General features: G+C 71.3%; 20 protein-coding genes. 14 read left to right on the forward strand and 6 right to left on the reverse strand.

What is annotated here, in order from left to right; all coding sequences use genetic code 11:
• The first annotated feature begins 76 nt into the window (after positions 1 to 76).
• On the forward strand, positions 77 to 1,594 hold the full coding sequence (locus ACZ41I_RS32590) for a 3-hydroxyacyl-CoA dehydrogenase (protein ID WP_468515747.1): 1,518 nt from the start codon (positions 77 to 79) through the stop codon (positions 1,592 to 1,594).
• Positions 1,591 to 2,178, forward strand: a complete 588-nt coding sequence (locus ACZ41I_RS32595) for a TetR/AcrR family transcriptional regulator (RefSeq protein WP_468321054.1) — start codon at positions 1,591 to 1,593, stop codon at positions 2,176 to 2,178. Before ACZ41I_RS32590 ends, ACZ41I_RS32595 begins: the two co-directional genes overlap by 4 nt.
• Before the next feature lie 65 nt (positions 2,179 to 2,243).
• Here the strand turns inward: ACZ41I_RS32595 and ACZ41I_RS32600 are convergent, their stop codons facing one another.
• The gene (locus ACZ41I_RS32600; protein WP_399767237.1) at positions 2,244 to 2,726 is read right to left on the reverse strand and encodes an Lrp/AsnC family transcriptional regulator; all 483 of its coding nucleotides are present in this window, start codon (positions 2,724 to 2,726) and stop codon (positions 2,244 to 2,246) included.
• Between the two features lie 190 nt (positions 2,727 to 2,916).
• Between ACZ41I_RS32600 and pdhA (ACZ41I_RS32605) the strand changes: the two genes are divergently transcribed.
• The 6 genes from pdhA (ACZ41I_RS32605) to ACZ41I_RS32630 all read left to right on the forward strand — a co-directional run bounded on the left by pdhA (ACZ41I_RS32605) (position 2,917) and on the right by ACZ41I_RS32630 (position 9,946).
• On the forward strand, positions 2,917 to 4,071 hold the full coding sequence (gene pdhA / locus ACZ41I_RS32605; RefSeq protein WP_468515748.1) for a pyruvate dehydrogenase (acetyl-transferring) E1 component subunit alpha: 1,155 nt from the start codon (positions 2,917 to 2,919) through the stop codon (positions 4,069 to 4,071).
• On the forward strand, positions 4,068 to 5,072 hold the full coding sequence (locus ACZ41I_RS32610) for an alpha-ketoacid dehydrogenase subunit beta (RefSeq protein WP_399766574.1): 1,005 nt from the start codon (positions 4,068 to 4,070) through the stop codon (positions 5,070 to 5,072). The genes pdhA (ACZ41I_RS32605) and ACZ41I_RS32610 overlap by 4 nt, the downstream gene beginning before the upstream one ends.
• Positions 5,072 to 6,475, forward strand: a complete 1,404-nt coding sequence (locus ACZ41I_RS32615; RefSeq protein ID WP_468321050.1) for a dihydrolipoamide acetyltransferase family protein — start codon at positions 5,072 to 5,074, stop codon at positions 6,473 to 6,475. The genes ACZ41I_RS32610 and ACZ41I_RS32615 overlap by 1 nt, the downstream gene beginning before the upstream one ends.
• Before the next feature lie 95 nt (positions 6,476 to 6,570).
• Positions 6,571 to 7,470 carry an NTP transferase domain-containing protein gene (locus ACZ41I_RS32620; RefSeq protein WP_399766568.1) on the forward strand — a complete coding sequence of 300 codons (900 nt, stop codon included), beginning with the start codon at positions 6,571 to 6,573 and terminating at the stop codon, positions 7,468 to 7,470.
• On the forward strand, positions 7,470 to 8,825 hold the full coding sequence (locus ACZ41I_RS32625; protein ID WP_363215832.1) for a molybdopterin molybdotransferase MoeA: 1,356 nt from the start codon (positions 7,470 to 7,472) through the stop codon (positions 8,823 to 8,825). The genes ACZ41I_RS32620 and ACZ41I_RS32625 overlap by 1 nt, the downstream gene beginning before the upstream one ends.
• A gap of 140 nt (positions 8,826 to 8,965) precedes the next feature.
• Positions 8,966 to 9,946: an NAD(P)H-quinone oxidoreductase gene (locus ACZ41I_RS32630; RefSeq protein WP_399766562.1), complete on the forward strand. Its 981-nt coding sequence runs from the start codon at positions 8,966 to 8,968 to the stop codon at positions 9,944 to 9,946.
• A gap of 114 nt (positions 9,947 to 10,060) precedes the next feature.
• Here the strand turns inward: ACZ41I_RS32630 and ACZ41I_RS32635 are convergent, their stop codons facing one another.
• Positions 10,061 to 10,771: a hypothetical protein gene (locus ACZ41I_RS32635; RefSeq protein WP_468515749.1), complete on the reverse strand. Its 711-nt coding sequence runs from the start codon at positions 10,769 to 10,771 to the stop codon at positions 10,061 to 10,063.
• 174 nt (positions 10,772 to 10,945) lie between these two features.
• Here ACZ41I_RS32635 and ACZ41I_RS32640 point away from each other — a divergent pair, with 174 nt between their 5' ends.
• A complete protein-coding gene (locus ACZ41I_RS32640) occupies positions 10,946 to 11,491 on the forward strand; it encodes a bacterial proteasome activator family protein (RefSeq protein ID WP_363215835.1) in 546 nt (181 codons plus the stop codon).
• Between the two features lie 130 nt (positions 11,492 to 11,621).
• Here ACZ41I_RS32640 and ACZ41I_RS32645 read toward each other — a convergent pair whose 3' ends face one another.
• Positions 11,622 to 13,250, reverse strand: coding sequence for a protein kinase domain-containing protein (locus ACZ41I_RS32645; protein ID WP_363215836.1), 1,629 nt, complete (start codon positions 13,248 to 13,250; stop codon positions 11,622 to 11,624).
• Between the two features lie 343 nt (positions 13,251 to 13,593).
• Here ACZ41I_RS32645 and ACZ41I_RS32650 point away from each other — a divergent pair, with 343 nt between their 5' ends.
• Positions 13,594 to 15,246: a protein kinase domain-containing protein gene (locus ACZ41I_RS32650; protein ID WP_399766553.1), complete on the forward strand. Its 1,653-nt coding sequence runs from the start codon at positions 13,594 to 13,596 to the stop codon at positions 15,244 to 15,246.
• 94 nt (positions 15,247 to 15,340) lie between these two features.
• Here the strand turns inward: ACZ41I_RS32650 and ACZ41I_RS32655 are convergent, their stop codons facing one another.
• Together ACZ41I_RS32655 and ACZ41I_RS32660 are read right to left on the reverse strand one after the other, a co-directional pair.
• On the reverse strand, positions 15,341 to 16,384 hold the full coding sequence (locus ACZ41I_RS32655) for a phosphotransferase (RefSeq protein ID WP_363215839.1): 1,044 nt from the start codon (positions 16,382 to 16,384) through the stop codon (positions 15,341 to 15,343).
• 140 nt (positions 16,385 to 16,524) lie between these two features.
• On the reverse strand, positions 16,525 to 16,674 hold the full coding sequence (locus tag ACZ41I_RS32660) for a hypothetical protein (protein ID WP_399766550.1): 150 nt from the start codon (positions 16,672 to 16,674) through the stop codon (positions 16,525 to 16,527).
• A 455-nt stretch (positions 16,675 to 17,129) separates the two neighbouring features.
• On the opposite strand from ACZ41I_RS32660, the gene pdhA (ACZ41I_RS32665) reads away from it, so the two are divergent.
• The 3 genes from pdhA (ACZ41I_RS32665) to ACZ41I_RS32675 are packed head-to-tail and all read left to right on the forward strand — an operon-like array spanning position 17,130 to position 20,731.
• Positions 17,130 to 18,335: a pyruvate dehydrogenase (acetyl-transferring) E1 component subunit alpha gene (pdhA, locus tag ACZ41I_RS32665; RefSeq protein ID WP_399766547.1), complete on the forward strand. Its 1,206-nt coding sequence runs from the start codon at positions 17,130 to 17,132 to the stop codon at positions 18,333 to 18,335.
• Position 18,336: 1 nt separating this feature from the next.
• Positions 18,337 to 19,314 carry an alpha-ketoacid dehydrogenase subunit beta gene (locus ACZ41I_RS32670; protein ID WP_399766544.1) on the forward strand — a complete coding sequence of 326 codons (978 nt, stop codon included), beginning with the start codon at positions 18,337 to 18,339 and terminating at the stop codon, positions 19,312 to 19,314.
• Positions 19,315 to 19,324: 10 nt separating this feature from the next.
• Positions 19,325 to 20,731 (forward strand): dihydrolipoamide acetyltransferase family protein, encoded by a 1,407-nt coding sequence (locus tag ACZ41I_RS32675; RefSeq protein ID WP_468515750.1) that lies wholly within the window; start codon positions 19,325 to 19,327, stop codon positions 20,729 to 20,731.
• Between the two features lie 86 nt (positions 20,732 to 20,817).
• On the opposite strand, the gene ACZ41I_RS32680 is transcribed toward ACZ41I_RS32675, so the two are convergent.
• Positions 20,818 to 21,837, reverse strand: coding sequence for a BRO-N domain-containing protein (locus ACZ41I_RS32680; RefSeq protein ID WP_468515751.1), 1,020 nt, complete (start codon positions 21,835 to 21,837; stop codon positions 20,818 to 20,820).
• Positions 21,838 to 22,442: 605 nt separating this feature from the next.
• Between ACZ41I_RS32680 and murJ the strand changes: the two genes are divergently transcribed.
• Positions 22,443 to 24,092, forward strand: coding sequence for a murein biosynthesis integral membrane protein MurJ (murJ, locus tag ACZ41I_RS32685; RefSeq protein WP_399766534.1), 1,650 nt, complete (start codon positions 22,443 to 22,445; stop codon positions 24,090 to 24,092).
• The last annotated feature ends 52 nt before the right edge of the window (positions 24,093 to 24,144 follow it).

A 24,144-nucleotide genomic window follows, 5' to 3' on the forward strand; every position in this document is an offset into this window, starting at 1 on the left:
AGAGTAACCGAACGATCGGTCGGGACAAGGGGGTCCGCCGCATCTGTGGAAAACGTCGTGCGGGAGGATCGCGCACATGACAGCACTCGACCTCAGCAGCCCCGTGGCCGTCGTCGGCACCGGCACCATGGGCCAGGGCATCGCCCAGGTCGCGCTGGTCGCCGGCCATCCCGTGCGGCTGTACGACGCCGTCGCCGGGCGCGCCCGGGACGCGGCCGCAGCGATCGGCGCCCGCCTCGACAGGCTCGCGGAAAAGGGAAAAATCACCGGCGCCGCCCGGGACGCGGCCCGCGCCCGCCTCGATCCGGCGGAAAGCCTTGCGGAGCTGGCGGACTGCGGGCTCGTCGTCGAGGCCGTTCTGGAGCGGCTGGACGTCAAACAGCAGCTCTTCGGTGAGCTGGAGAACATCGTCGCCGAGGACTGTCTGCTCGCCACCAACACCTCCTCGCTGTCGGTGACGGCCATCGGCGGCGCCCTGCGTCATCCCGGCCGCTTCGTGGGCCTGCACTTCTTCAACCCGGCGCCGCTCATGCCCCTGGTCGAGGTCGTCTCCGGGTTCGCCACCGACGTCACGTCGGCCACACGCGCGTACGAGACCGCCCGTGCCTGGGGCAAGACCCCGGTGGCCTGCGCCGACACCCCGGGGTTCATCGTCAACCGGATCGCCCGGCCGTTCTACGCCGAGGCCTTCGCCGTCTACGAGGCCCAGGCCGCCGACCCTGCCACCATCGACGCGGTCCTGCGCGAGTCCGGCGGCTTCCGGATGGGCGCCTTCGAGCTGACCGACCTGATCGGGCAGGACGTCAATGAATCCGTGACCCACTCCGTGTGGCAGTCCTTCTTCCAGGACGTGCGCTTCACCCCGTCCCTGGCCCAGCGACGGCTGGTGGAGTCCGGCCGCCTCGGCCGCAAGACCGGGCACGGCTGGTACGACCACGCCGAAGGCGCCGAGCGGCCCGAGCCGCACACCGCCGACAAGGAGCAGCCGCCCGCGTACGTCGTCGCCGAGGGCGGCCTCGGCCCCGCGGCCGAGCTGCTCGCGCTGATCCGCGAGGCGGGCATCCAGGTCCGCGAGGAGGACGAGGACAACGGCACCCGTCTGGTGCTGCCGAGCGGTGGCCAGCTGGTCCTCGCCGACGGACAGACCTGCGTGGAGTTCCGGGACGTCGTCTACTTCGACCTCGCCCTGGACTACCGCACGGCCACCCGCGTCGCACTGTCCGCCTGCCACGACACCTCGCCCCGGACCCTCGCCGAGGCCACCGGCCTCTTCCAGGCCCTCGGCAAGGACGTCAGCGTCATCGGCGACGTCCCCGGCATGATCGTCGCGCGCACGGTCGCCCGGATCATCGACCTCGCCCATGACGCCGTCGCCAAGGGCGTGGCCACCGAGGAGGACGTCGACACGGCCATGCGCCTCGGGGTGAACTACCCGCTCGGCCCCTTCGAGTGGGACCGCAGGCTCGGCCGCGAGTTCGCCTTCGACGTCCTGGACGAGATGCACGAGCGCGACCCCTCCGGACGTTACGCACCCTCCCTCGCGCTCTACCGTCACGCGTACGCCATCGACGACAAGCGGGAGGGCACCTCATGACCACGGCCAGGCGGGACACGTACACGCCCGAGACGCTGCTCTCGGTGGCCGTGCGGGTCTTCAACGAGCGCGGCTACGACGGCACCTCGATGGAGCACCTGTCCAAGGCGGCCGGCATCTCCAAGTCGTCGATCTACCACCACGTCAGCGGCAAGGAAGAGCTGCTGCGCCGGGCGGTCAGCCGTGCCCTCGACGGCCTGTTCGCCATCCTGGACGAGGAGCACGCGTGCGTGGGGCGGCCCGTCGACCGGCTGGAACACGTCGTGCGCCGCATGGTCGAGGTGCTCATAGGCGAGCTGCCGTACGTGACACTGCTGCTGCGCGTGCGCGGCAACACCGCGACCGAGCGGTGGGCGCTGGAGCGGCGGCGCGACTTCGACCACCGGGTCGCGGAACTGCTGAAGGCCGCGGCGGCCGACGGGGACGTACGCGGCGACATCGAGGTCCGCCTGGCCACCCGGCTGGTCTTCGGAATGATCAACTCGATCGTGGAGTGGTACCGGCCGGACCCGCGGGGCGCCGGCGACCGCGAGGTGGCCGACGCGGTGGTCCGGCTGGTCTTCGCGGGCCTCAAACAGAGCTGACCCGCACACCTCCTGTCACGCTCCCGGCGCACCTTTCCCCTCACGCCTCCGGCGCCCCCTTCTCCTTACGCCTCCGGCTCCAGGTCCTCCTCCTCGAACACCAGCAGCGTGCGGGTGCTCAGTACCTCGGGGATCGCCTGGAGCCGGGTGAGGACCAGCTCGCGCAGCGCCCTGTTGTCCGGCGTGTGCACCAGCAGCAGTACGTCGAAGTCGCCGCCCACCAGGGCGATGTGGGAGGCGCCGGGCAGCTGTCTGAGCTGCTCGCGGACCGTTCGCCAGGTGTTCTGGACGATCTTCAGCGTGATGTACGCCGACGTTCCGTGGCCCGCCCGCTCATGGTCCACACGCGCGCTGAACCCGCGGATGACGCCGTCCTCGACGAGCCGGTTGATCCGCGCATAGGCGTTGGCGCGTGAGACGTGGACGCGTTCGGCGACGGACCGTATCGAGGCGCGGCCGTCCGCCTGGAGGATCTTCAGGATGTCCTGGTCGATGGCGTCCAGCGGCCGCGGCTGCAGCGGGGCGCCGTTCTGCGGTCCGTCGGCCATTTGTTCAGCTGCCATTGCCCCCCGCTCCCTCGCCGTGGACGTCCTGCGTTCATTGCAGGCTGTGGAGAACCGTTTGTCCACAGCCTGGAGGTGCCTGTAGCCAAAATGTGCCGACGACCGAACAATCGGTTGGTGAGGCGCCTCACAGCCGACGCGCCTCCCGTAGCCGCTCCCACGAGGAGGTGCCGTCATGACGGTTCTGGAGCAGCGGGGCGCGTACCGGCCTTCGCCGCCGCCCGCCTGGCAGCCCCGTATGGACCCCGCGCCGCTGCTGCCCGACGCCGAGCCCTACCGCGTCCTCGGCACGGAGGCGGCCGCCAAGGCCGACCCGGACCTGCTGCGCCGGCTGTACGCCCAGCTGGTGCGCGGCCGCCGCTACAACACGCAGGCCACCGCGCTCACCAAGCAGGGCCGCCTCGCCGTCTACCCCTCCAGCACCGGCCAGGAGGCCTGCGAGGTCGCCGCCGCGCTGGCGCTCGAAGAGCGCGACTGGCTCTTCCCCAGCTACCGGGACACCCTCGCCGTCGTCGCCCGCGGCGTGGACCCCGTCGAGGCCCTCACCCTGCTGCGCGGCGACTGGCACAGCGGCTACGACCCCCGCACCCACCGCGTGGCCCCCCTCTCCACCCCGCTGGCCACCCAGCTCCCGCACGCCGTCGGCCTTGCGCACGCCGCCCGCCTCAAGGGCGACGACGTGGTGGCGCTCGCGCTGGTCGGCGACGGCGGCACCAGCGAGGGCGACTTCCACGAGGCGCTGAACTTCGCGGCCGTCTGGCAGGCGCCGGTCGTCTTCCTCGTGCAGAACAACGGCTTCGCCATCTCCGTCCCGCTCGCCAAGCAGACCGCCGCGCCTTCGCTGGCCCACAAGGCCGTCGGATACGGCATGCCGGGCCGGCTGGTCGACGGCAACGACGCGGTGGCCGTGCACGAGGTCCTCAGCGACGCGGTACGGCACGCGCGCGCGGGCGGCGGACCGACCCTGGTGGAGGCGGTGACGTACCGGATCGACGCGCACACCAACGCGGACGACGCCACCCGCTACCGCGGCGACGCCGAGGTCGAGGCCTGGCGCGCCCACGACCCGATCCACCTGCTGGAAACCGAGCTCACCGCGCGCGGGCTGCTCGACGAGGCCGGGAGGGAGGCCGCCCGGCAGGACGCCGAGGCGATGGCCGCCGACCTGCGCGAACGCATGAACCGCGACCCCGAACTGAACCCCATGGACCTCTTCGACCACGTCTACGCCGAGACCACCGCCCAGCTGCGCGAACAGCGCGCCCTGCTCCGGGCCGAGCTGGAGGCCGAGCAGGAGCCGCACGGCGCACAGGAAGGCAGTGCCCGATGACGACCGTCGCCGTCAAGCCCGCCACCATGGCGCAGGCCCTCACGCGCGCCATGCGCGACGCGATGGCCGCCGACCCGGCCGTGCACGTCATGGGCGAGGACGTCGGCACCCTCGGCGGTGTCTTCCGGGTCACCGACGGCCTCGCCAAGGAGTTCGGCGAGGACCGCTGCACCGACACCCCGCTCGCCGAGGCAGGCATCCTCGGCACCGCCGTCGGCATGGCCATGTACGGCCTGCGCCCGGTGGTGGAGATGCAGTTCGACGCGTTCGCCTACCCGGCGTTCGAGCAGCTCATCAGCCATGTCTCCCGGATGCGCAACCGCACCCGCGGCAGGATGCCCCTGCCGATCACCGTCCGCGTCCCCTACGGCGGCGGCATCGGCGGCGTCGAGCACCACAGCGACTCCTCCGAGGCCTACTACATGGCCACCCCGGGCCTGCACGTGGTCACGCCCGCGACCGTCGCCGACGCCTACGGCCTGCTGCGCCAGGCCATCGCCTCCGACGACCCGGTCGTCTTCCTGGAGCCCAAGCGGCTGTACTGGTCCAAGGACACCTGGAACCCCGAGCAGCCCACGGACGTCGAGCCCATCGGCCGCGCGGTGGTGCGCCGCCCCGGCAGCAGCGCCACGCTCATCACCTACGGCCCCTCCCTGCCGGTCTGCCTGGAGGCCGCCGAGGCCGCGCAGGCCGAGGGCTGGGACCTGGAAGTGGTCGACCTGCGCTCGCTGGTGCCGTTCGACGACGAGACGGTCTGCGCGGCCGTGCGGCGCACCGGGCGTGCGGTCGTCGTCCACGAGTCCACCGGGTTCGGCGGACCGGGCGGCGAGATCGCGGCCCGGATCACCGAGCGCTGCTTCCACCACCTGGAGGCGCCGGTGCTGCGCGTGGCCGGCTTCGACATCCCCTACCCGCCGCCCATGCTGGAGCGGCACCACCTGCCCGGCGTCGACCGCATCCTGGACGCCGTGGCCCGGCTGCAGTGGGAGGCCGAGGGCTGATGGCACAGGTGCTGGAGTTCAAGCTTCCCGACCTCGGTGAGGGACTCACCGAGGCGGAGATCGTCCGCTGGCTGGTCCAGGTCGGCGACGTCGTCGCCGTCGACCAGCCGGTCGTCGAGGTCGAGACGGCCAAGGCGATGGTCGAGGTGCCCTGCCCCTACGGCGGTGTCGTCACCGCCCGCTTCGGCGAGGAGGGAACCGAACTTCCGGTCGGCGCACCGCTGCTGACGGTGGCCGTGGGCGAACCGGCCGCGGACGCCGAGCCGCAGGGGTCCGGCAACGTCCTGGTCGGATACGGCACCTCGGAGACACCGGCCCGGCGCCGGAGGGTACGGCCGGCGCAGTCGGTGACGGGCGCCGCGAACGGCAGCACCGGCGCGGACCGCGCGCGGACGGGGCGACCGGACGGAACCGCGGCCTTCGCGGGTACGGGACCCGACGGGACGGGCCACGTGCGCGTGCGTGCACTCCACGCCGAGGGTCCGGTGCCCGTGATCTCCCCGCTGGTGCGCCGGCTGGCCCGCGAGGGCGGTGTCGACCTGCGGCAGCTGGCGGGCTCCGGCCCGGACGGGCTGATCCTGCGCGCGGATGTCGAGGACGCCCTGCGGACCAGGGCGGTCCTGGGCAGCCGTACGGCCGAGGCGCCCACCACGACGGCGCACAGGCCCGCCGCGGCACTGCCGGAACCCGCCGCCGCTTCGGGCGCGCGCGCCGCAGGCATCCGCATCCCCCTCAAGGGCGTGCGCGGGGCCGTCGCCGACAAGCTCTCCCGCAGCCGCCGGGAGATCCCGGACGCCACCTGCTGGGTCGACGCGGACGCGACCGAACTCATGCGTGCCCGTGCCGCGATGAACGCCGCGGGAGGGCCGAAGATCTCCCTGCTCGCGCTGCTCGCCCGCATCTGCACGGCCGCGCTGGCCCGGTTCCCGGAGCTGAACTCCTACGTCGACGCCGAGGCCCGCGAGGTCGTCCAGCTCGACCATGTCCATCTGGGGTTCGCCGCACAGACCGAGCGCGGGCTCGTCGTACCGGTCGTGCGGGACGCCCACGCGCGGGACGCCGAGTCGCTGACCGCCGAGTTCGCCCGGCTCACCGAGGCGGCCCGCGACGGAAAGCTGACCCCCGGGGAACTCACCGGCGGCACCTTCACGCTGAACAACTACGGGGTCTTCGGCGTCGACGGCTCCACGCCGATCATCAACCACCCCGAGGCGGCCATGCTCGGCGTCGGCCGGATCGTCCCCAAACCCTGGGTCCACGACGGGGAGCTGGCCGTGCGCCAGGTCGTCCAGCTTTCGCTCACCTTCGACCACCGGGTGTGCGACGGCGGCACAGCCGGCGGATTCCTGCGGTACGTGGCGGACTGTGTGGAACACCCGGCGGTGCTTCTGCGCACGCTGTGACGCACGCGGGGCCCGTGAGGCAGGCCCCGCGGAAGGTACGAGGGCAGCTGGGGGCGGCAGATACAAGCAGGGTCTCCTCAAGACATACTCGGGGGGTGACCGACAACGCCCTCGCCGCCCCCGGGACGCCGGTGCCGTACGACGCCGTCGTGCTGGCCGGCGGCGCCGCCCGGCGGCTCGGCGGGGCCGACAAACCCGGGCTGCGGGTCGGCGGCCGGGCGCTGCTCGACCGCGTCCTCACAGCCTGCGCGGGCGCCCGTACGACCGTCGTGGTGGCCGACCGACGGCCCACCGCGCGGCCGGTGCGCTGGGCGCGCGAGGAGCCGCCCGGCGCCGGACCGGTCGCCGCGCTGGCGGCCGGCCTGCGGCTCACCACTGCCGGGCACACCGTCGTCCTCTCCGCCGACCTGCCCTTTCTCCGGCAGGACACGCTGCGGCGCCTGCTGGCCGCCCTGTGCGGCACCGGAACCGACGGCGCGCTGCTGACCGACGCCGACGGCCGCGATCAGCCGCTCGTGGCCGCCTACCGCACCGCCGCGCTCCGCCGCGAGCTGGCCGCCCTCTCGGCCGGCCCGGACGGCCTGACCGGCCTGCCCCTGCGCCGGCTGACCGGCGGCCTCCGCCTCACCCGCGTCCCGGACCCGCTGGCGTCCTTCGACTGCGACACCTGGGACGACATCGCCGACGCCAGAGCACGCATCAGGGAGCATGGGCACGTGCTGGATGAATGGATTTCCGCAGTCAAGGATGAACTGGGTATCGACCTGGACGTCGACACCGGCGTCCTGCTCGACCTGGCCCGGGACGCCGCGCACGGTGTGGCCCGCCCCGCCGCCCCGCTGACCACCTTCCTCGTCGGTTACGCCGCGGCCCAGGGCAAGGGAGGCCCCGAGGCCGTCGCCGAGGCCGCACGCAAGGCGACGGCGCTCGCGCTGCGCTGGGAAGAGGAGAACAACCAAGGCGACAGCGGGGGCCCGAGCGCCCCGGACGCCTGATGACCGCCCCCGGAACGCGGGCCGGAGCGTCCGCCGAGTACAGCGACGACCTCGATGTCGAGGAGGCCCTGGCCCTGGTGAGGGAAGCCAAGGACGACCACGGGAGCCAGGGCCAGGTGCCCGCCCCGGCGCCTGACGCACACGGCGAGCGGCATCGGGCCACCCCCTGGCCCCAGGCCCGCGAGATCGCCGCTCGCGCCGCCCGCGCCCGCGTCCGCCCGGCCCCCGTCACCGTGCCACTCGCCGACGCCCTCGGCCTCGCCCTGGCCGCCCCTCTCAACGCGCTGACCGACCTGCCCTCCTTCGACACCTCCGCGATGGACGGCTGGGCGGTCGCCGGACCCGGCCCCTGGGACGTACGGGACGAGGGAGTGCTCGCCGGGCATGCACAGCCCGTGCCGCTCACCGACGGCGACGCGGTGCGCATCGCGACCGGTGCCCGTATCCCGGCCGACACCACGGCTGTCCTGCGCAGTGAGCACGGCCGGATCGACGCTCAGGGCCGGCTCCATGCGACCCGGGAGATGGCGCACGGCCAGGACATCCGCCCGCGTGCCCAGGAGTGCCGCAGCGGTGACCAGTTGCTGCCCCTCGGCACCGTGGTCACCCCTGCCGTCCTGGGCCTGGCCGCGGCGGCCGGATACGACACCGTCACCGCCGTACCGCGTCCGCGTGCCGAAGTCCTTGTGCTCGGCGACGAATTGCTGACCGAGGGCCTGCCGCACGACGGGCTGATCCGGGACGCACTCGGCCCCATGCTGCCGCCTTGGCTGCGCGCGCTCGGCGCCGAAGTCGTCGCGGTGCGCCGGCTCGGTGACGACGCCGAAGCCCTGCACCGGGCCGTCACTGGCTCCGACGCCGACCTCATCGTCACCACCGGTGGAACAGCGGGCGGCCCGGTCGACCACGTCCATCCCATCCTGGAACGCATCGGCGCCGAACTCCTCGTCGACGGTGTCAAGGTGCGGCCCGGCCACCCCATGCTGCTGGCCCGCACCAGGGACAACCAGCACCTCGTCGGTCTGCCCGGCAACCCCCTCGCGGCCGTCTCCGGCCTGCTCACGCTCGCCGAGCCGCTGCTGCGCACGCTCGCCGCCCACCCGGCCCCCGAGCCGTACACGCTGCCCCTCCGGGAGGCGGTCCAGGGGCATCCGTACGACACCCGGCTCATCCCCGTGGTACTGCGTGGTGACCTTGCCGTACCGCTGCACTACAACGGTCCGGCGATGCTCCGTGGCATCGCCGCGGCGGACGCGCTGGCCGTCGTCACGCCGGGCGGGGCCCGGCAGGGCGAGGAGGCGGAGTTGATCGATCTGCCCTGGGCGGCGGCCGGAATCGGGGTGTGTTTCACGTGAAACAGCCGGTTATGACCAGTCGGCCGTCGGCCCCCTTCAGCTGATCGACCGGCTCGTCACGATCAACCGTGCGACCCCCGGCGCCGGGAGCGAGCGGGTCTGCTCCCAGGACGCCATGGGTGGGGAGTAGCGTCACGCACATGCATGCGATCACGATTCCTGAACCTGGTGGTCCCGAGGCGCTGGTGTGGGCGGAGGTCCCCGACCCGGAGCCCGGCGAGGGCGAGGTGCTGGTCGAGGTGGTGGCCAGCGCCGTCAACCGCGCCGACGTCATGCAGCGGAAGGGCTTCTACGACCCGCCGCCCGGCGCCTCCCCCTACCCGGGCCTGGAGTGCTCCGGCAGGATCGCCGCGATCGGCCCCGGTGTGTCCGGCTGGGCCGTCGGCGACGAGGTGTGTGCGCTGCTCGCGGGCGGCGGTTACGCCGAGAAGGTCGTCGTACCGGCCGGTCAGCTGCTGCCCGTGCCCGAGGGCATCGACCTCAAGCAGGCGGCCGCGCTGCCCGAGGTGGTCTGCACGGTCTGGTCCAACGTGTTCATGATCGCCCATCTGCGGCCCGGCGAGACGCTGCTCGTGCATGGGGGATCCAGCGGCATCGGGACCATGGCCATCCAGCTCGCCAAGGCCGTCGGGGCCAAGGTCGCGGTGACGGCCGGTACGAAGGAGAAGCTGGAGCGCTGTGCCGAGCTGGGCGCGGACATCCTCATCAACTACCGCGAGCAGGACTTCGTCGCCGAGATCAAGCAGGCCACCGGGGGTGCGGGGGCCGATGTGATCCTCGACAACATGGGGGCGAAGTACCTGGACCGCAATGTCCAGGCGCTCGCCGTCAGCGGACGCCTCGCGATCATCGGTCTGCAGGGCGGGGTCAAGGCCGAGTTGAACATCGGCGCGCTCCTCGGCAAGCGGGCCGCGATCAGTGCGACCTCGCTGCGTGCGCGGCCGCTGAGTGAGAAGGCGGCAATTGTGGCTGCGGTGCGGGAGCATGTGTGGCCGTTGATTGCCGGGGGGCATGTCCGGCCGGTTGTGGACCGGGAGCTGGCGATGCCGGAGGCGGCTGAGGGGCACCGGGTGGTGGAGGAGAGCGGCCATGTCGGCAAGGTGCTGCTGGTGACGCCATGACGCCGGGGTGCTGGTACGGAGCCCAGTGCTGCGGTCGGCGAGGGGCGGGTCGGCGAGGGGCGGGTTTCGCTTGCCCGCGCCGGCCGGGTGCTGCTGCGGTGCGCCTGTGCTGCCTCAGCCTCTGCGGAGTCTGAGGGCCAGGAACGCCAGGGCCAGGCCGAGGCCGATCAGGACCAGGCCGCTGCCCAGGGGGAGGATCTGCAGGACCGGCTCGGTGCTGTTCTCGTTCTGCCGGGCGGCGTTCTGGGCCGGGGACCTGGCGGGGTCGAGGCCGGCGTCATGAGGGGCGGCCGACGGCGTCGCGACCGGGAGGTCCGCGGTCTCCGGCTCCTCCGGCCGGCCGGAGTCCGGGGTCCGGGTGGGCACGGGGTCGTCGTCGCCCTCCACCTCGGCCGCGGGCCCGTCCGGTCGGCCCGGCCGCATCCGGCCCTCCCCGGCGCGGCTGCCCGCACGGGTCGGCTCGACGGCCGCCGGGCGGTACGAGGCGGAGGCGGAATCGGAGGGTATGGGAATGAGGGTGGGACCGGTGGTGGGCAAGCCCTGGCGGCCGTGATCGTGACCGGACGGCTTCGGGCGGTCCTGACCGTCCTGACCGTCCGGACGGTCAGGGCGCTGGGCACCGGCCCCGGTACCCGCCGAGTGTCCAGGAACCGAGGGCTCTGAGGGCCCCGGGCGCTCCGAGTGCTCCGAGTGCTCCGAGGGAGCGGGCTCGGCGGCGTAGGCGGCCGTGGTGTACAGGGCGACGGCGCCGTACGCGGGAAGGGCCGCCCCGAGGGCGAGCAGCAGCCGTGCGCAGGGGAAGGTGATGCGCAGCCATGGAGTCACGTCGGTGACCTCCCGTAGCCCGGATGTCGTGATCGATGAATAACGGACGGAAATAAGCCTCACATTCAATGGCAAACAGGGCATTTCAGAATGCTCCGTTGGGTCTAAACGGTGGATCAGCCCCATGAGGGGGCACCACGGTGATGAGGTGTACGGGTGCGAGAGAATGGCGGCATGGAGATGCCGAGGAACGAACGGTCGCCGGAGAATCCCCAGATCCTCGTCGTGGGCCAGGACGGGATGGCGCTCGGCGGCGGCAACGGGGACGACGACTCCCGAGAGACTCCGCTGACGGAGCAGGTCGAGCAGCCTGCCAAGGTCATGCGGATCGGCAGCATGATCAAGCAGCTCCTGGAGGAGGTGCGCGCGGCTCCTCTGGACGAGGCGAGCCGGGTGCGGCTGAAGGAGATCCACGCCAGCTCGGTGAAGGAGCTGGAGGACGGCCTCGCGCCGGAGCTGGTCGAGGAGCTCGAGCGGCTCTCCCTGCCGTTCACCGACGACGTCACCCCGAGCGACGCGGAACTGCGGATTGCTCAGGCGCAGTTGGTGGGCTGGCTGGAAGGCCTTTTCCACGGGATCCAGACGACGCTGTTCGCCCAGCAGATGGCCGCGCGGGCCCAGCTGGAACAGATGCGCCGCGCGCTTCCGCCGGGTATGACCGGCCCCGAGGCCGGCGACGACCACCGCACCGGCGGCCGTTCGGGCGGGCCGTACCTGTAAAGCCGTACACGCGAAGGGGCCGGCGAACGATCGCCGGTCCCTTCATGTCCTGTTGCCCCGTCACACCTCGATCGTCCGGTGAATCGCCGGAGCGTGTATCGACGTTGGCGTCTTCGAGGGACCTACCCGGTCACTGCGGGGGATTGCCCGTCGAGACGGTCAGCTGGATGGTGCCGGGATTCTTCTTGTCGATGTCCGTGCCCTCGGCGGGGAACTGGGACAAGACCGTGCCCTCGCCCCATGTGTTGTCGTCCTGGTGCTCGATCTTGTACACCCAGCCCGCGGCCTGGAAGCACGCCTTCACCGAGTCGATGTCCTTGTACTGGAAGGTGGGCAGTTCCACCTTGGAGGGGTCGGTGGCGGACTCCTCGGGCTCCGTGCACTTCTCCTTGTCGATCACCCGGCTTGTGTCCGGCCCGCGATAGCCCGGCTTGTGAGAGCTGGACGCGGAGGAACTGGCCCCGCCCTTCGCGGTCTTGTCTTCCTTGTTGCTCAGCGCCAGGGCGACCACCAGGGCGATGACCGCGACGAGCGACACCGCGACCGAGCCGATGATCACCGGCTTGTTGCTCTTGCCCGTGCCGGAGCCCGGAGCGGACGGCTGCGGGGAGATCGTGTACGGCGGCGGGGTCGGGGCGGCCTGCGGAGCCTGCGGGCCGTAGCCCATCGCAGGCGGCGTCTGATAGCCGCCCTGCTGCGGGTAGCCGTAGGAGGGGGCGGGCGTCTGCGGCGCACCGTACGGGCCTGCCGTGTACGGCGTCTGGACCGGGCCGGGGGCCTGCTGGGCGGTCTGGTCGACCGGCGGGAACACCGCGGAGCCGACGCCCGCGCCGCTCTGCGTCGGCGCGGCCCCCGGCACGATGCTGGGCGCGGCCGCCTGGAAGGAGGCGGCGACGCGCAGGCACTCGTCGCGCATGGCCTCGGCGGTCGGGAAACGCTCGTTGGGATTCTTCTTCAGCGCGCGGGCGACCAGGGCGTCCACGGCCGGCGGCAGGGACCGGTTGATCGACGAAGGAGCCACCGGCTCCTCCTGGACATGTGCGTAGGCGATCGCCAGCGGCGAGTCCGCCTCGAACGGCAGCCGCCCGGTGACCAGCTGGAACAGCATGATGCCGACCGAGTACAGGTCGGAGCGGGCGTCCACGCCGCGGCCGAGGGCCTGCTCGGGCGAGAGGTACTGCGGGGTGCCGACGACCATGCCGGTCTGCGTCATCGACGTCACACCGGACTGCATGGCGCGGGCGATGCCGAAGTCCATCACCTTGACCACGCCGCGCTTGGTCACCATCACGTTGCCCGGCTTGATGTCGCGGTGGACCAGTCCCATCTCGTGGCTGATCTCCAGCGCCGCCAGCACGTCCGCGGTGACCTTCAGCGCCTTGTCGGCGGGCATCGCGCCGTACTGCCGGATGTCCTCCTCGAGGGCCGAGCCCAGCGGGCGGCCCTCGACGTACTCCATGACGATGTACGGCGTCGTCAGACCACCCAGATCGTCCTCGCCGGTGTCGAAGACCGACACGATATTGGTGTGCGTGAGCTTGGCCACGGCCTGGGCCTCGCGGCGGAAGCGCTCGCGGAAGGCCTGTTCCCGGCCGAGTTCCGTGTGAAGGGTCTTGATCGCGACCTGGCGGTCGAGTACGGCGTCGTACGCCAGGTGCACCGAGGCCATGCCGCCCTCGCCGAGCAAGTCGCGCAGCTGGTAGCGGCCGCCGGCCAGCGCCTGCCCCGCGTACCGCCCGTGTGCGCCGTCCTGGCTCATCTCTCCGCGTCCCCCACTGGCCGTCCGGCGCGTTCGCTCATCGCACGGGCCTTGATCGAATGTGTCATTCCCGGCCAAGTCTGCCCCAGGGCACTGACACGTCAAGCGCGGTGCCCGTTCCGTGACCGTACGCGCAAGAAGCGTCGCGCAAGCGTTACAGGGGGCGTACGACGGGTGCACAGAATTTGCACGACAGCGCGTGCTACGGGTTTCATGGCCGGTCTGGCTCCGGCCGGTCCGGGTTCCGGTTCCGAACCGGCGGCTCGCGCGGAGGCTGTAGCGTGGCCGACGGAGACCGTAACAACACCGCGCGCACCGCGGGCAGAAACGACGGCGAGGACTGATGGCACAGACGCAGCGCGCCCAGGGCCCGTCCGACCCCGAGGCGAGTGGCGGCGGTATGTCGGACGCGCCGGAGATGTGGGGCAACGGCGGGCTCGTCGGCGACGGCCGGTACCGGCTGACGCACCGGCTCGGCCGGGGCGGCATGGCCGAGGTGTTCGCGGCCGAGGACGTCCGTCTGGGCCGTACGGTCGCGGTCAAGCTGCTGCGTGCCGATCTCGCCGAGGACCCGGTCTCCAAGGCCCGTTTCACGCGTGAGGCGCAGTCCGTCGCCGGTCTCAACCACCATGCGATCGTCGCCGTGTACGACTCCGGCGAGGACGTGGTCGGCGGCCAGTCGGTGCCGTACATCGTCATGGAGCTGGTCGAGGGCCGCACCATCCGCGATCTGCTGCTGAACGCCGAGGCGCCGGGCCCCGAGCAGGCCCTGATCATCGTGTCCGGGGTGCTGGAAGCGCTTGCCTACTCGCACCAGCACGGCATCGTGCACCGCGACATCAAGCCCGCCAACGTGATCATCACCAACAGCGGTGCCGTCAAGGTGATGGACTTCGGCATCGCGCGCGCCCTGCACGGCGCCTCGACAACGATGACGCAGACCGGCATGGTCATGGGCACGCCGCAGTACCTCTCCCCGGAGCAGGCGCTCGGCAAGGCCGTGGACCACCGCTCCGACCTGTACGCGACCGGCTGCCTGCTGTACGAACTCCTCGCGCTGCGGCCCCCGTTCACCGGCGAGACCCCCCTCTCGGTGGTCTACCAGCACGTCCAGGACATCCCGACCCCGCCCTCGGAGGTCTCCGACGGCTGCCCGCCGGAGCTGGACGGCCTGGTCATGCGCTCGCTCGCCAAGGAGCCGGACGACCGGTTCCAGACGGCCGAGGAGATGCGCGGCCTGGTCCAGTACGGCCTGCAGATGCTCTACGAGGCGGGCGGCCACACCGGTACCTGGAACACCGGCCCGGTGGAGGCGCACGACGGCCGGCACACCCCGGCGGGCGGCTTCACGGGCACCACCGCGATGCAGCACCCGGGCGAGTTCGGTGCCGGGACCGCGCAGATCCCGCAGCCGATCCTGCCCCAGGGCTACGGCAGCGGCGACGACGGCGGCTTCGAGGGGCACGGCAACAAGGGCAGCGGCCGCGGCAAGCTGTGGATCCTCGCCGTCCTCGCGGTCGTCGCGATCGCGGCGGGCGTCGCGATCGCGCTCAAGAGCGCGGGCCACGGAACCCACACCGGCACGGACACCAAGCCGACGACGACGCACTCGAAGCCCGCGAAGACGCACTCGGACTCCCCGACCCCGTCGGACGACAGCACCGACCAGCCCACGGACACCACCACCGACAACGGCTCGGACACGGACTCGGGCGGCTCCGGCTACACGCCGTCGGACCCGCAGCCTTCGCAGTCGCAGTCCACGGACCCCACCGACGAGCCGTCGGACCCGCAGACCTCCCCGTCGCAGTCCACCGACCCCACGACCGGCGGCACGATCGGGGGCACCGACACCGGCGGCACGGACGCGGGTACCACCGACGGCGGCACCACCACCGGGAACACCGCGGACGGCGGCACGGACGCGGGTACCACCGACGGCGGCACCTCCACCGGGAACACCGCGGACGGCGGCGCGGGCGACCCCACCGGTTGAAGGACACCCACCGCGCCCGTGACGGCGTCACCGTGAGCCGACCCGGCCACGGGTGCGGTCGGGCCGGGACGACCCGGCCGGTGGCCGCAGGCGGTCACCGCACGAACGCGTCGCACACCGCGTCGTACTCGCGGGTCCACCACACCGCGAGCGCCGACACGGCCGGGAACTGGCAGTCCGCGCGCGTGTCACCGCGTTCGTAGTGCCAGCGCAGCATCCAGAAGTCGTTCAGCCGCTCCCACCACACCCGGTGCACGGCCGCCGCCAGCTCCGAGGGCGTGGCGCCGGCCGCGCGCCGGTACGCGCGCGCGTAGGCGCGCACTTTGGGCAGGTCCAGGGCGCCCGCGGGCCGTACGAAGAAGATCGCTGCGGCGCGTACGGCCTCCTCGGCGCGGGGCTGCACGCCGAGCCGGTCCCAGTCGACGATGGCCGCCGGGGCGTCGTCCTTGTAGAGCAGGTTGAACGGGTGGAAGTCGCCGTGCACCCAGCCCACCGAGCCGCCGGGCGGCGGGCGCCGGTCCGCGTGCTGCTCCAGCAGCGCACGGCGTTCCAGCAGGCGGTGCCGGGCGAGTTCGTCGAAGGCGTCGGCGGGGCGGTGGCGGTGCACCTGGGCGAGCAGGTCGTCGATGAGGGCGAAGGTGTCGTCCGGGTCGGCGCTCTCCACGGGGTGGGGGCTCGTGGCCGGACGCGTGCGCCCCTTGGGTGGCATCACACGCTCCAGACAGGCGTGCACGGCGCCCAGGAGCGCCCCGAGCCGGGCGCTCTCCCCGCGCGTGAGCTGGCCGCCGTGGCGGTGCCTGCCGTCGATCCAGGGGTGCAGGGCGTAGGCATGGCCGCCGACGACGGCGACCGTACGGCCCTCGCGGTGCGCGAGCGGCACGGAGACCGGGACGCCGAGGTCGGCGAGGCGCTGGGTGGCGCGGTTGCGGCGCTCGATGGCGGCCGGGTCGGCGGTGTCGGGGTCGAAGTGGTGCTTGAGGAAGTAGCGGCCGCGGGTGGTGCACAGCCGGTAACCGCGGTTCAGCAGGCCCTGGTCGACGGGCTCACACGTGACGGCGGTACCGGCGGCGTACAGGCGGAGCAGAGCGCTGAGAGGGGGCGCGTGGGGTACGGGGGGTGGTACACAAGAGCGCGGCACGCCGCAGATGCTAGGGCACGAAAAGCCGCCGTGAGCTGGGGCTTGTCACAGGCAGTCGCTGTTGATCTCTTTCGGTCACGCAGCAGGCTCTATCAGAGAGTTCCGTCGCTTCCGCCTGAGTTTGGAAAGCAGACCGGAAACTAATTCTTGATCGTTTTCTCGGTCAGACGCAAACGCTCGCCGATCCGGCAGCCGGCGAGTGCTTCGCCGATCAGTTCGAGGATTTCGCTGCCGTCCGGCAGCCGCCCCTCCGGCACCGCCGCGCCGGGCCGGATGGCCGGAATGCGCACCGGCGCGGGGCCGCCGTGCCGGGCTCGCGGACCCCCCGATGTCCGGCTCGCCGGAGAGCATCTCGTGGACGCCACGCCGGCCGACCTCATGGTCGTAGAGGAGAAATGCCCTGATTTCGCCCTGTTCGTTCGCAGAATCAGTCTCACACGCAAACTCTTCCCGTGAGCTGGGTCAGCGGGATAACGTGCCGTTGCTCCGGCCTTTCGCAAGGCTGTGACCAGCGCGCTTCCAGGCTTCTCCGATTTACTTGGAAATCCAAGCAAAATCGCAGGTCAGGTGGGGTTTCACAGAAATGTGGAGCACTGGGTAACGTGATGGTTGCAGGGCGCTCGCCGGGGCACCTGTCACGCCTGTTCCCGGCCGAGTGGCACCCACCCCGTGCCCGGTGGTCGAAACAGGTGAGCCGCACTGGCCTACCGGCAACCCCGGGGGCCGGAACGACGGAGGAGCACACGTGACCGTGGACAGCAGTGCCGCGCGCAAGCCGCGACGCAGCGCCGCAGGCAAGGCCGGCACCACCGGCACCAAGACCGGCACCCGCAGCACCGCCGGGCGCGCCACGCGCGCGAAGAACACCGAGCCGGAGCTCGTACAGCTGCTGACGCCCGAGGGCAAGCGGGTCAAGAACGCCGAGTACGACGCCTACGTCGCCGGCATCACCCCCGAAGACCTGCGCGGCCTGTACCGCGACATGGTGCTCACCCGCCGCTTCGACGCCGAGGCCACCGCCCTGCAGCGCCAGGGCGAGCTCGGCCTGTGGGCCTCGCTGCTGGGCCAGGAGGCCGCCCAGATCGGCTCCGGCCGGGCGCTGCGCGACGACGACTATGTCTTCCCGACCTACCGGGAGCACGGCGTCGCCTGGTGCCGCGGCGTCGACCCGACCAACCTGCTCGGCATGTTCCGCGGCGTGAACAACGGCGGCTGGGACCCCAACGGCAACAACTTCCACCTGTACACGATCGTCATCGGCTCCCAGACGCTGCACGCCACCGGCTACGCGATGGGCATCGCCAAGGACGGCGCGGACAGCGCGGTGATCGCCTACTTCGGCGACGGCGCGAGCAGCCAGGGCGACGTCGCCGAATCGTTCACCTTCTCCGCGGTCTACAACGCGCCCGTGGTGTTCTTCTGCCAGAACAACCAGTGGGCGATCTCCGAGCCGACCGAGAAGCAGAGCCGCGTGCCGCTGTACCAGCGGGCGCAGGGCTTCGGTTTCCCGGGCGTGCGCGTGGACGGCAACGACGTGCTGGCCTGCCTGGCGGTCACCAAGTGGGCGCTGGAGCGCGCCCGCGAGGGCGAGGGCCCCACCCTGGTCGAGGCGTACACGTACCGCATGGGCGCCCACACCACCTCCGACGACCCCAGCCGTTACCGGGGCGACGAGGAGCGGCTGGCCTGGGAGGCGAAGGACCCGATCCTGCGCCTTCGCCGGTACCTGGAAGCCGCAAACCACGCGGACGAGGGATTCTTCGCGGAACTGGAGGCCGAGTCCGAGGCGTTGGGCAAACGAGTGCGCGAAGCGGTCCGCGCCATGCCCGACCCGGACCACTTCGCCATCTTCGAGAACGTGTACGCGGACGGGCACGCGCTCGTCGACGAGGAGCGAGCCCAGTTCGCCGCCTACCAGGCGTCGTTCGCGGACGCAGAAGGGGGTCACTGAGATGGCCGAGAAGATGGCGATGGCCAAGGCCATTAACGAGTCGCTGCGCCGCGCCCTGGACACCGACCCCAAGGTCCTGGTCATGGGCGAGGACGTCGGCAAGCTCGGCGGCGTGTTCCGGGTGACGGACGGACTGCAGAAGGACTTCGGCGAGAGCCGCGTCATCGACACCCCCCTCGCCGAGTCCGGCATCGTCGGCACCGCGATCGGCCTCGCCCTGCGCGGCTACCGCCCGGTGGTGGAGATCCAGTTCGACGGCTTCGTCTTCCCGGCCTACGACCAGATCGTCACCCAGCTCGCGAAGATGCACGCGCGCTCGCTGGGCAAGGTCAAGATGCCGGTCGTCGTCCGCATCCCCTACGGCGGCGGCATCGGCGCGGTCGAGCACCACTCGGAGTCCCCCGAGGCCCTGTTCGCACACGTGGCGGGCCTGAAGATCGTGTCTCCGTCGAACGCGTCGGACGCGTACTGGATGATGCAGCAGGCCATCCAGAGCGACGACCCGGTGATCTACTTCGAGCCCAAGCGCCGCTACTGGGACAAGGGAGAAGTGGACGTCGAGGCGATCCCGGCGCCCCTGCACAAGGCGCAGGTCGTCCGCGAGGGCACCGATCTGACCCTGGCCGCCTACGGCCCGATGGTGAAGCTCTGCCAGGAGGTCGCCGCCGCGGCGGCCGAGGAGGGCAAGTCCCTGGAGGTCCTGGACCTGCGCTCGGTCTCCCCCCTCGACTTCGACGCCATCCAGGCCTCGGTGGAGAAGACCCGTCGCCTGGTCGTGGTCCACGAGGCCCCGGTGTTCTTCGGCTCCGGCGCGGAGATCGCCGCCCGGATCACCGAGCGCTGCTTCTACCACCTCGAAGCCCCCGTGCTCCGGGTCGGCGGCTACCACGCCCCGTACCCGCCGGCGCGCCTGGAGGAGGAGTACCTGCCGGACCTGGACCGCGTGCTCGACGCCGTCGACCGCTCGCTGGCGTACTGAGGAGAGGGTCGTGACGACGATGACGGAAGCGTCCGTACGCGAGTTCAAGATGCCGGACGTCGGCGAGGGACTCACCGAGGCCGAGATCCTCAAGTGGTACGTCCAGCCGGGTGACACGGTCACCGACGGCCAGGTGGTGTGCGAGGTCGAGACCGCCAAGGCGGCCGTCGAACTCCCCATCCCCTACGACGGCGTGGTCCGCTCCCTGCACTTCCCCGAGGGCACCACGGTGGACGTGGGTACGGCCATCATCGCGGTGGACGTGGCGGGTGGCGCGGCGGCACCTCAGGCGGAACAGCCCAAGGCCGAGCCCGCTCAGCCGGCCGAGTCCGCCCCGCCGGCCGAGGACGAGCCGAAGCCGGAGGGCCGCCAGCCGGTCCTCGTCGGCTACGGCGTGGCGACCTCCTCCACCAAGCGCCGCCCGCGCAAGGGCCCGGAGGTCACCGTCCCGGCCCCGGCCCAGGCGATCCAGTCCGAGCTGAACGGCCACGCGCCGGTCACCGACAAGCCCCGCCCGCTGGCCAAGCCGCCGGTGCGCAAGCTGGCCAAGGACCTCGGCGTCGACCTGCACACGGTCATCCCGTCCGGCCCGGACGGCGTCATCACGCGCGAGGACGTCCATGCGGCGGCCACGCCGAAGGCGGCTGAGCCGGTGGCGGCTCCGGTCGCTCCGGCCCCCGCCGTGACGCCGGCGCCGGTCGCCTCGTACGACGGCACGCGCGAGACCCGCATCCCGGTGAAGGGCGTCCGCAAGGCCACGGCGGCGGCGATGGTCGGCTCGGCGTTCACGGCGCCGCACGTCACGGAGTTCGTGACGGTCGACGTGACCCGCACGATGAAGCTGGTCGAGGAGCTCAAGCAGGACAAGGAGATGCAGGGCCTGCGGGTCAATCCGCTCCTGCTCATCGCCAAGGCCCTGCTGGTCGCCATCAAGCGCAACCCGGGGATCAACGCGTCCTGGGACGAGGCGAACCAGGAGATCGTGCAGAAGCACTACGTCAACCTGGGCATCGCGGCGGCCACCCCGCGCGGCCTGATCGTGCCGAACATCAAGGACGCGCACGAGAAGACTCTCCCGCAACTGGCCGCTGCGCTCGGCGAGCTGGTGTCGACGGCGCGGGAGGGCAAGACCTCCCCCGCGGCCATGCAGGGCGGCACGGTGACGATCACCAACGTCGGCGTCTTCGGCGTCGACACCGGCACGCCGATCCTCAACCCCGGTGAGTCGGCGATTCTCGCGGTCGGCGCGATCAAGCTCCAGCCGTGGGTGCACAAGGGCAAGGTCAAGCCGCGTCAGGTCACCACCCTGGCGTTGAGCTTCGACCACCGCCTGGTCGACGGTGAGCTGGGCTCGAAGGTGCTGGCGGATGTGGCGGCGGTTCTGGAGCAGCCGAAGAGGTTGATCACCTGGGCGTGACGGTCCGGCGCTGATAGCGTTGCAAACCCTGAGGGGGCGGCCGCAACTTCGTCTTGCGACCGCCCCCTCTGTGCTGCGCTCGGCTCTCAGACCCGGTGGAGCACGTACACCGGCGCCCCGTCCTCGGCTCCGCCACGGGAGCGGATGCAGGCGTGCTTGCGGAGCAGTCGCAGGCATTCGTCGACGCGGGGCACCGAGAGCCCCGTACGGGCTGCGATCGAATCGAGCGGCTCGCGCAGTTCGCCCTTCTCGACGAGAACGGGTGCGATCACTACGGCCACGGTCCACACGTCCTCCGTCACCGAGAGGCGTTGCCGCCAGTCGGCCAGTACGGAAGCCGTGGTGGGCAACTCCTTGACGTGCTCACCAGTCGTCCGGGCGCCCGGCGCCAAGGCATCGAGCCGGTCCGCGATCCGTTCCATGGCCCGGACCATGGCCTGCTGTACGGCGAGGGTGGCCTTTTGGGTGGCCAGCATCTCCCGCTGCATGACCAGCATTTCCCGCTGCATGACCAATGATTCGTGCTGCAGGGCCAGTGTCTCCTGCTGCAGCTCGATCGATTTGCGTTGCCCGTTTGCGAGTTCCTCATCCAGCTGAAGATTGTGCGCCTCCAGCCGGACGATGGCCTCGGCGACCTGCTCGGGCATGGCGTACGCGATCGGAGCACCTGGTTCGGTGGGCTGCACCTCGGCCTCTTGCAGAGAGTAGGAACCCTCTCGCTGCACGGTCTCGACCACCTCGGCAGCCCACTGCTTGAAGGGAGCGCAGGCAGCTTTGGTGCAGGCGTTGACGAGGAGGATGAGACCCTGCAGAGAGATGACATTCAGGTCTCGGCGCCACTCCCTGCCTGCGGGAATGCTGAGACCGTAAGCTCCAGTTACGGTCTCGAGAATCTCTCGGTGCCCTTCGGGCACGTGATCGGCGAGAGCTTGCCGAGAGTTGGTGTGCCCGAGCTCCTTGCACACATCCACCGCCGGGAACCAGTGACTCCCGTCCGGCATGGTCAGCCTCCGCACACGGGCTCCGGTCGCCGCGTACACGAAGTCGCTGATGTCGATCGCCTCGTGCCGTTCGGACGAGTCGGGTCGCTTGCTGGGTTCGCTCATGTGAACCACCTCCGCTGCGGAACGTAGAGCGGAGGAATTCGAATATGCCACCTGCAAGGTTGATGTTCACGATTGAGGGTGAAGTTTCCCGAAAACCTCCGACACCGGGACGGGGCGTCTGTCCTCACCGACCTGGACGAGCACGGCGAAGCGGTGACCGTCGGTGCCGACGACCAGCCCGCCGAAGGTGCAGGCGGAGAGGCCGGACCAACAGGCGCATTTCCTCCCGGCCCCCAGCAGTCGGCCCTGCCTCAGGCAGACGGACCGTATTCGGCAGGCGGCGTCACAAGTCCTCCGGGCTGATTCTCTTCCATGGCGTTCCTGTTTATGCCGGTGGGATGGTGGCGCTGGGCATCTCGGTAGGAACGACGAAGGGAGGGTGGCCTCCGGGGCGGGGGCGCAAAGTCATCAGCACCTTATTCGAGTCATGCGCCCGGGAGTCTCCTCTGGACCACGACCGGCCGACAGTTCCCCGCCACACCGTCGCCGTCCGTGGCTCCGAGAACTCCGCCGGGCCGATACTCGCCTTGAGTCCCGCCGCATGGGTCCGTTTCGTTGGTCGTCCTGCTCGCGGCAGGTGATCCCAACTGCCGTAGATTTACGGCATGGTAACGGGGGAGAAGACCACAGCAGCCCGGCATGCCAAGCCCAAGGCGGAAGCGGGCGTCGGGCGGGCTTCTGTGCTCATGGCCGGCGGTACCGTCGTCTCGCGGGCCAGTGGGCTGATCCGGCAGGTGTTGCAGGGGGCCGCGCTCGGGACGGGGCTGCTGGCCACCACGTACAACACCGCCAACACCGTGCCGACCAGCCTCTACACCCTGCTGATCGGCGGTGCGCTGAACGCCGTGCTGGTGCCGCAGCTGGTGCGGGCCCGAGCCACGCAGGCCGATGGCGGGCGGGCGTACGAGCAGCGGCTCGTGACCCTTGTCGTCAGCGTGCTGGCCGTCGGGACGGTGCTCGCCGTGTGGGCGGCACCGGAGATCGTGAGCCTGTACATAAGGGATACGCCCAAGGAGCACGAGGCGTTCCGGCTGACCGTCGTCTTCGCGCGGTTCCTGCTTCCGCAGATCTTCTTCTACGGCCTGTTCGCCATCCTCGGCCAGGTGCTGAACGCCCGCGAGAAGTTCGGCGCCATGATGTGGACGCCCGTGCTCAACAATGTCGTGCTCGTGACGATGTTCGGGGTCTACCTGGGGATGATGACCGTCCCCCGTTCCGTCGCCGACGTCACCGACGCCCAGGTCCGTTGGCTCGGTATCGGTACGACCCTCGGAATCGCCGTACAGGCCCTCGCCCTCGTCCCCTTCGCCCGCGCCGCGGGCTTCCGCTTCCGGCCGCGCTTCGACTGGCGCGGTGCGGGACTCGGCTCCGGGGTCCACGCCGCCAAATGGACGCTGCTGTTCGTGCTGACCAACCTGGTCGGGCTCACCGTCGTCACCAACTACGCCACTGCCGCCGACACTGAACTACCGAAAGCGGGCGTCGGCTACACGGCGTACAGCACCGCGCAGACGATCTGGATGCTGCCCCAGTCCATCGTCACCGTCTCCCTGGTCACGGCGCTGCTGCCGCGCATGAGCAAGGCGGCCGCCGAGGGGCGGATCGCCGATCTGCGTACCGATCTGTCGCGGGCGCTGCGGGTCAGCGGGGTCGTGATCGTCCCGGCCGCCTTCCTGTTCACCGCGCTCGGGCCGGACATCGCCGTCCTCCTCTTCGCCCACGGCGCCGCCGACGCCGCCACCGCCCAGCCCCTGGGGCACATGCTGCAGGCCTTCGGGCTCGGGCTGATCCCGTTCTCCGCGCAGTACCTGCTGCTGCGCGGCTTCTACGCCTTCGAGGACACCCGGACGCCGTTCTTCATGGCCGTATGGACCCAGGTGGTGAACATCGCGCTCGCCACCGCCTGCCATCTGCTGCTGCCGGTGCGGTGGGCGGTCACCGGCATGGCCGGTGCCTACACCGTCTCCTACGTCGCCGGACTGCTCCTCACCGCCCGTCTGCTGGCCCGCCGCACCGGCGGCCGGCTCGACGACGGCACCCTGCGCGGCACCTACGCCAAGCTGCTGTGCGCCGGTGGCGTTGCCGCGGCGGCGGGCTGGGCGGCGGCGCGGGGCTGCGCCGGTGTGCTGGGGGACGGCACGTCGGGGGCCGCTCTGCGGACCGTCGCCGGCTCGCTCGCACTCGGTCTCTTCTATGTGGTGGTGGGCAAAGCGCTGAAGATCGGTGAGCTCCGGCGGATTCCTGGGTTCCGCTGAGATGGGGCTCCTGGGCCCGGACTGTCCGGCCCGGACAGGCGCGCCCTGACGG

Source organism: Streptomyces sp. NPDC030799 (assembly GCF_055572255.1).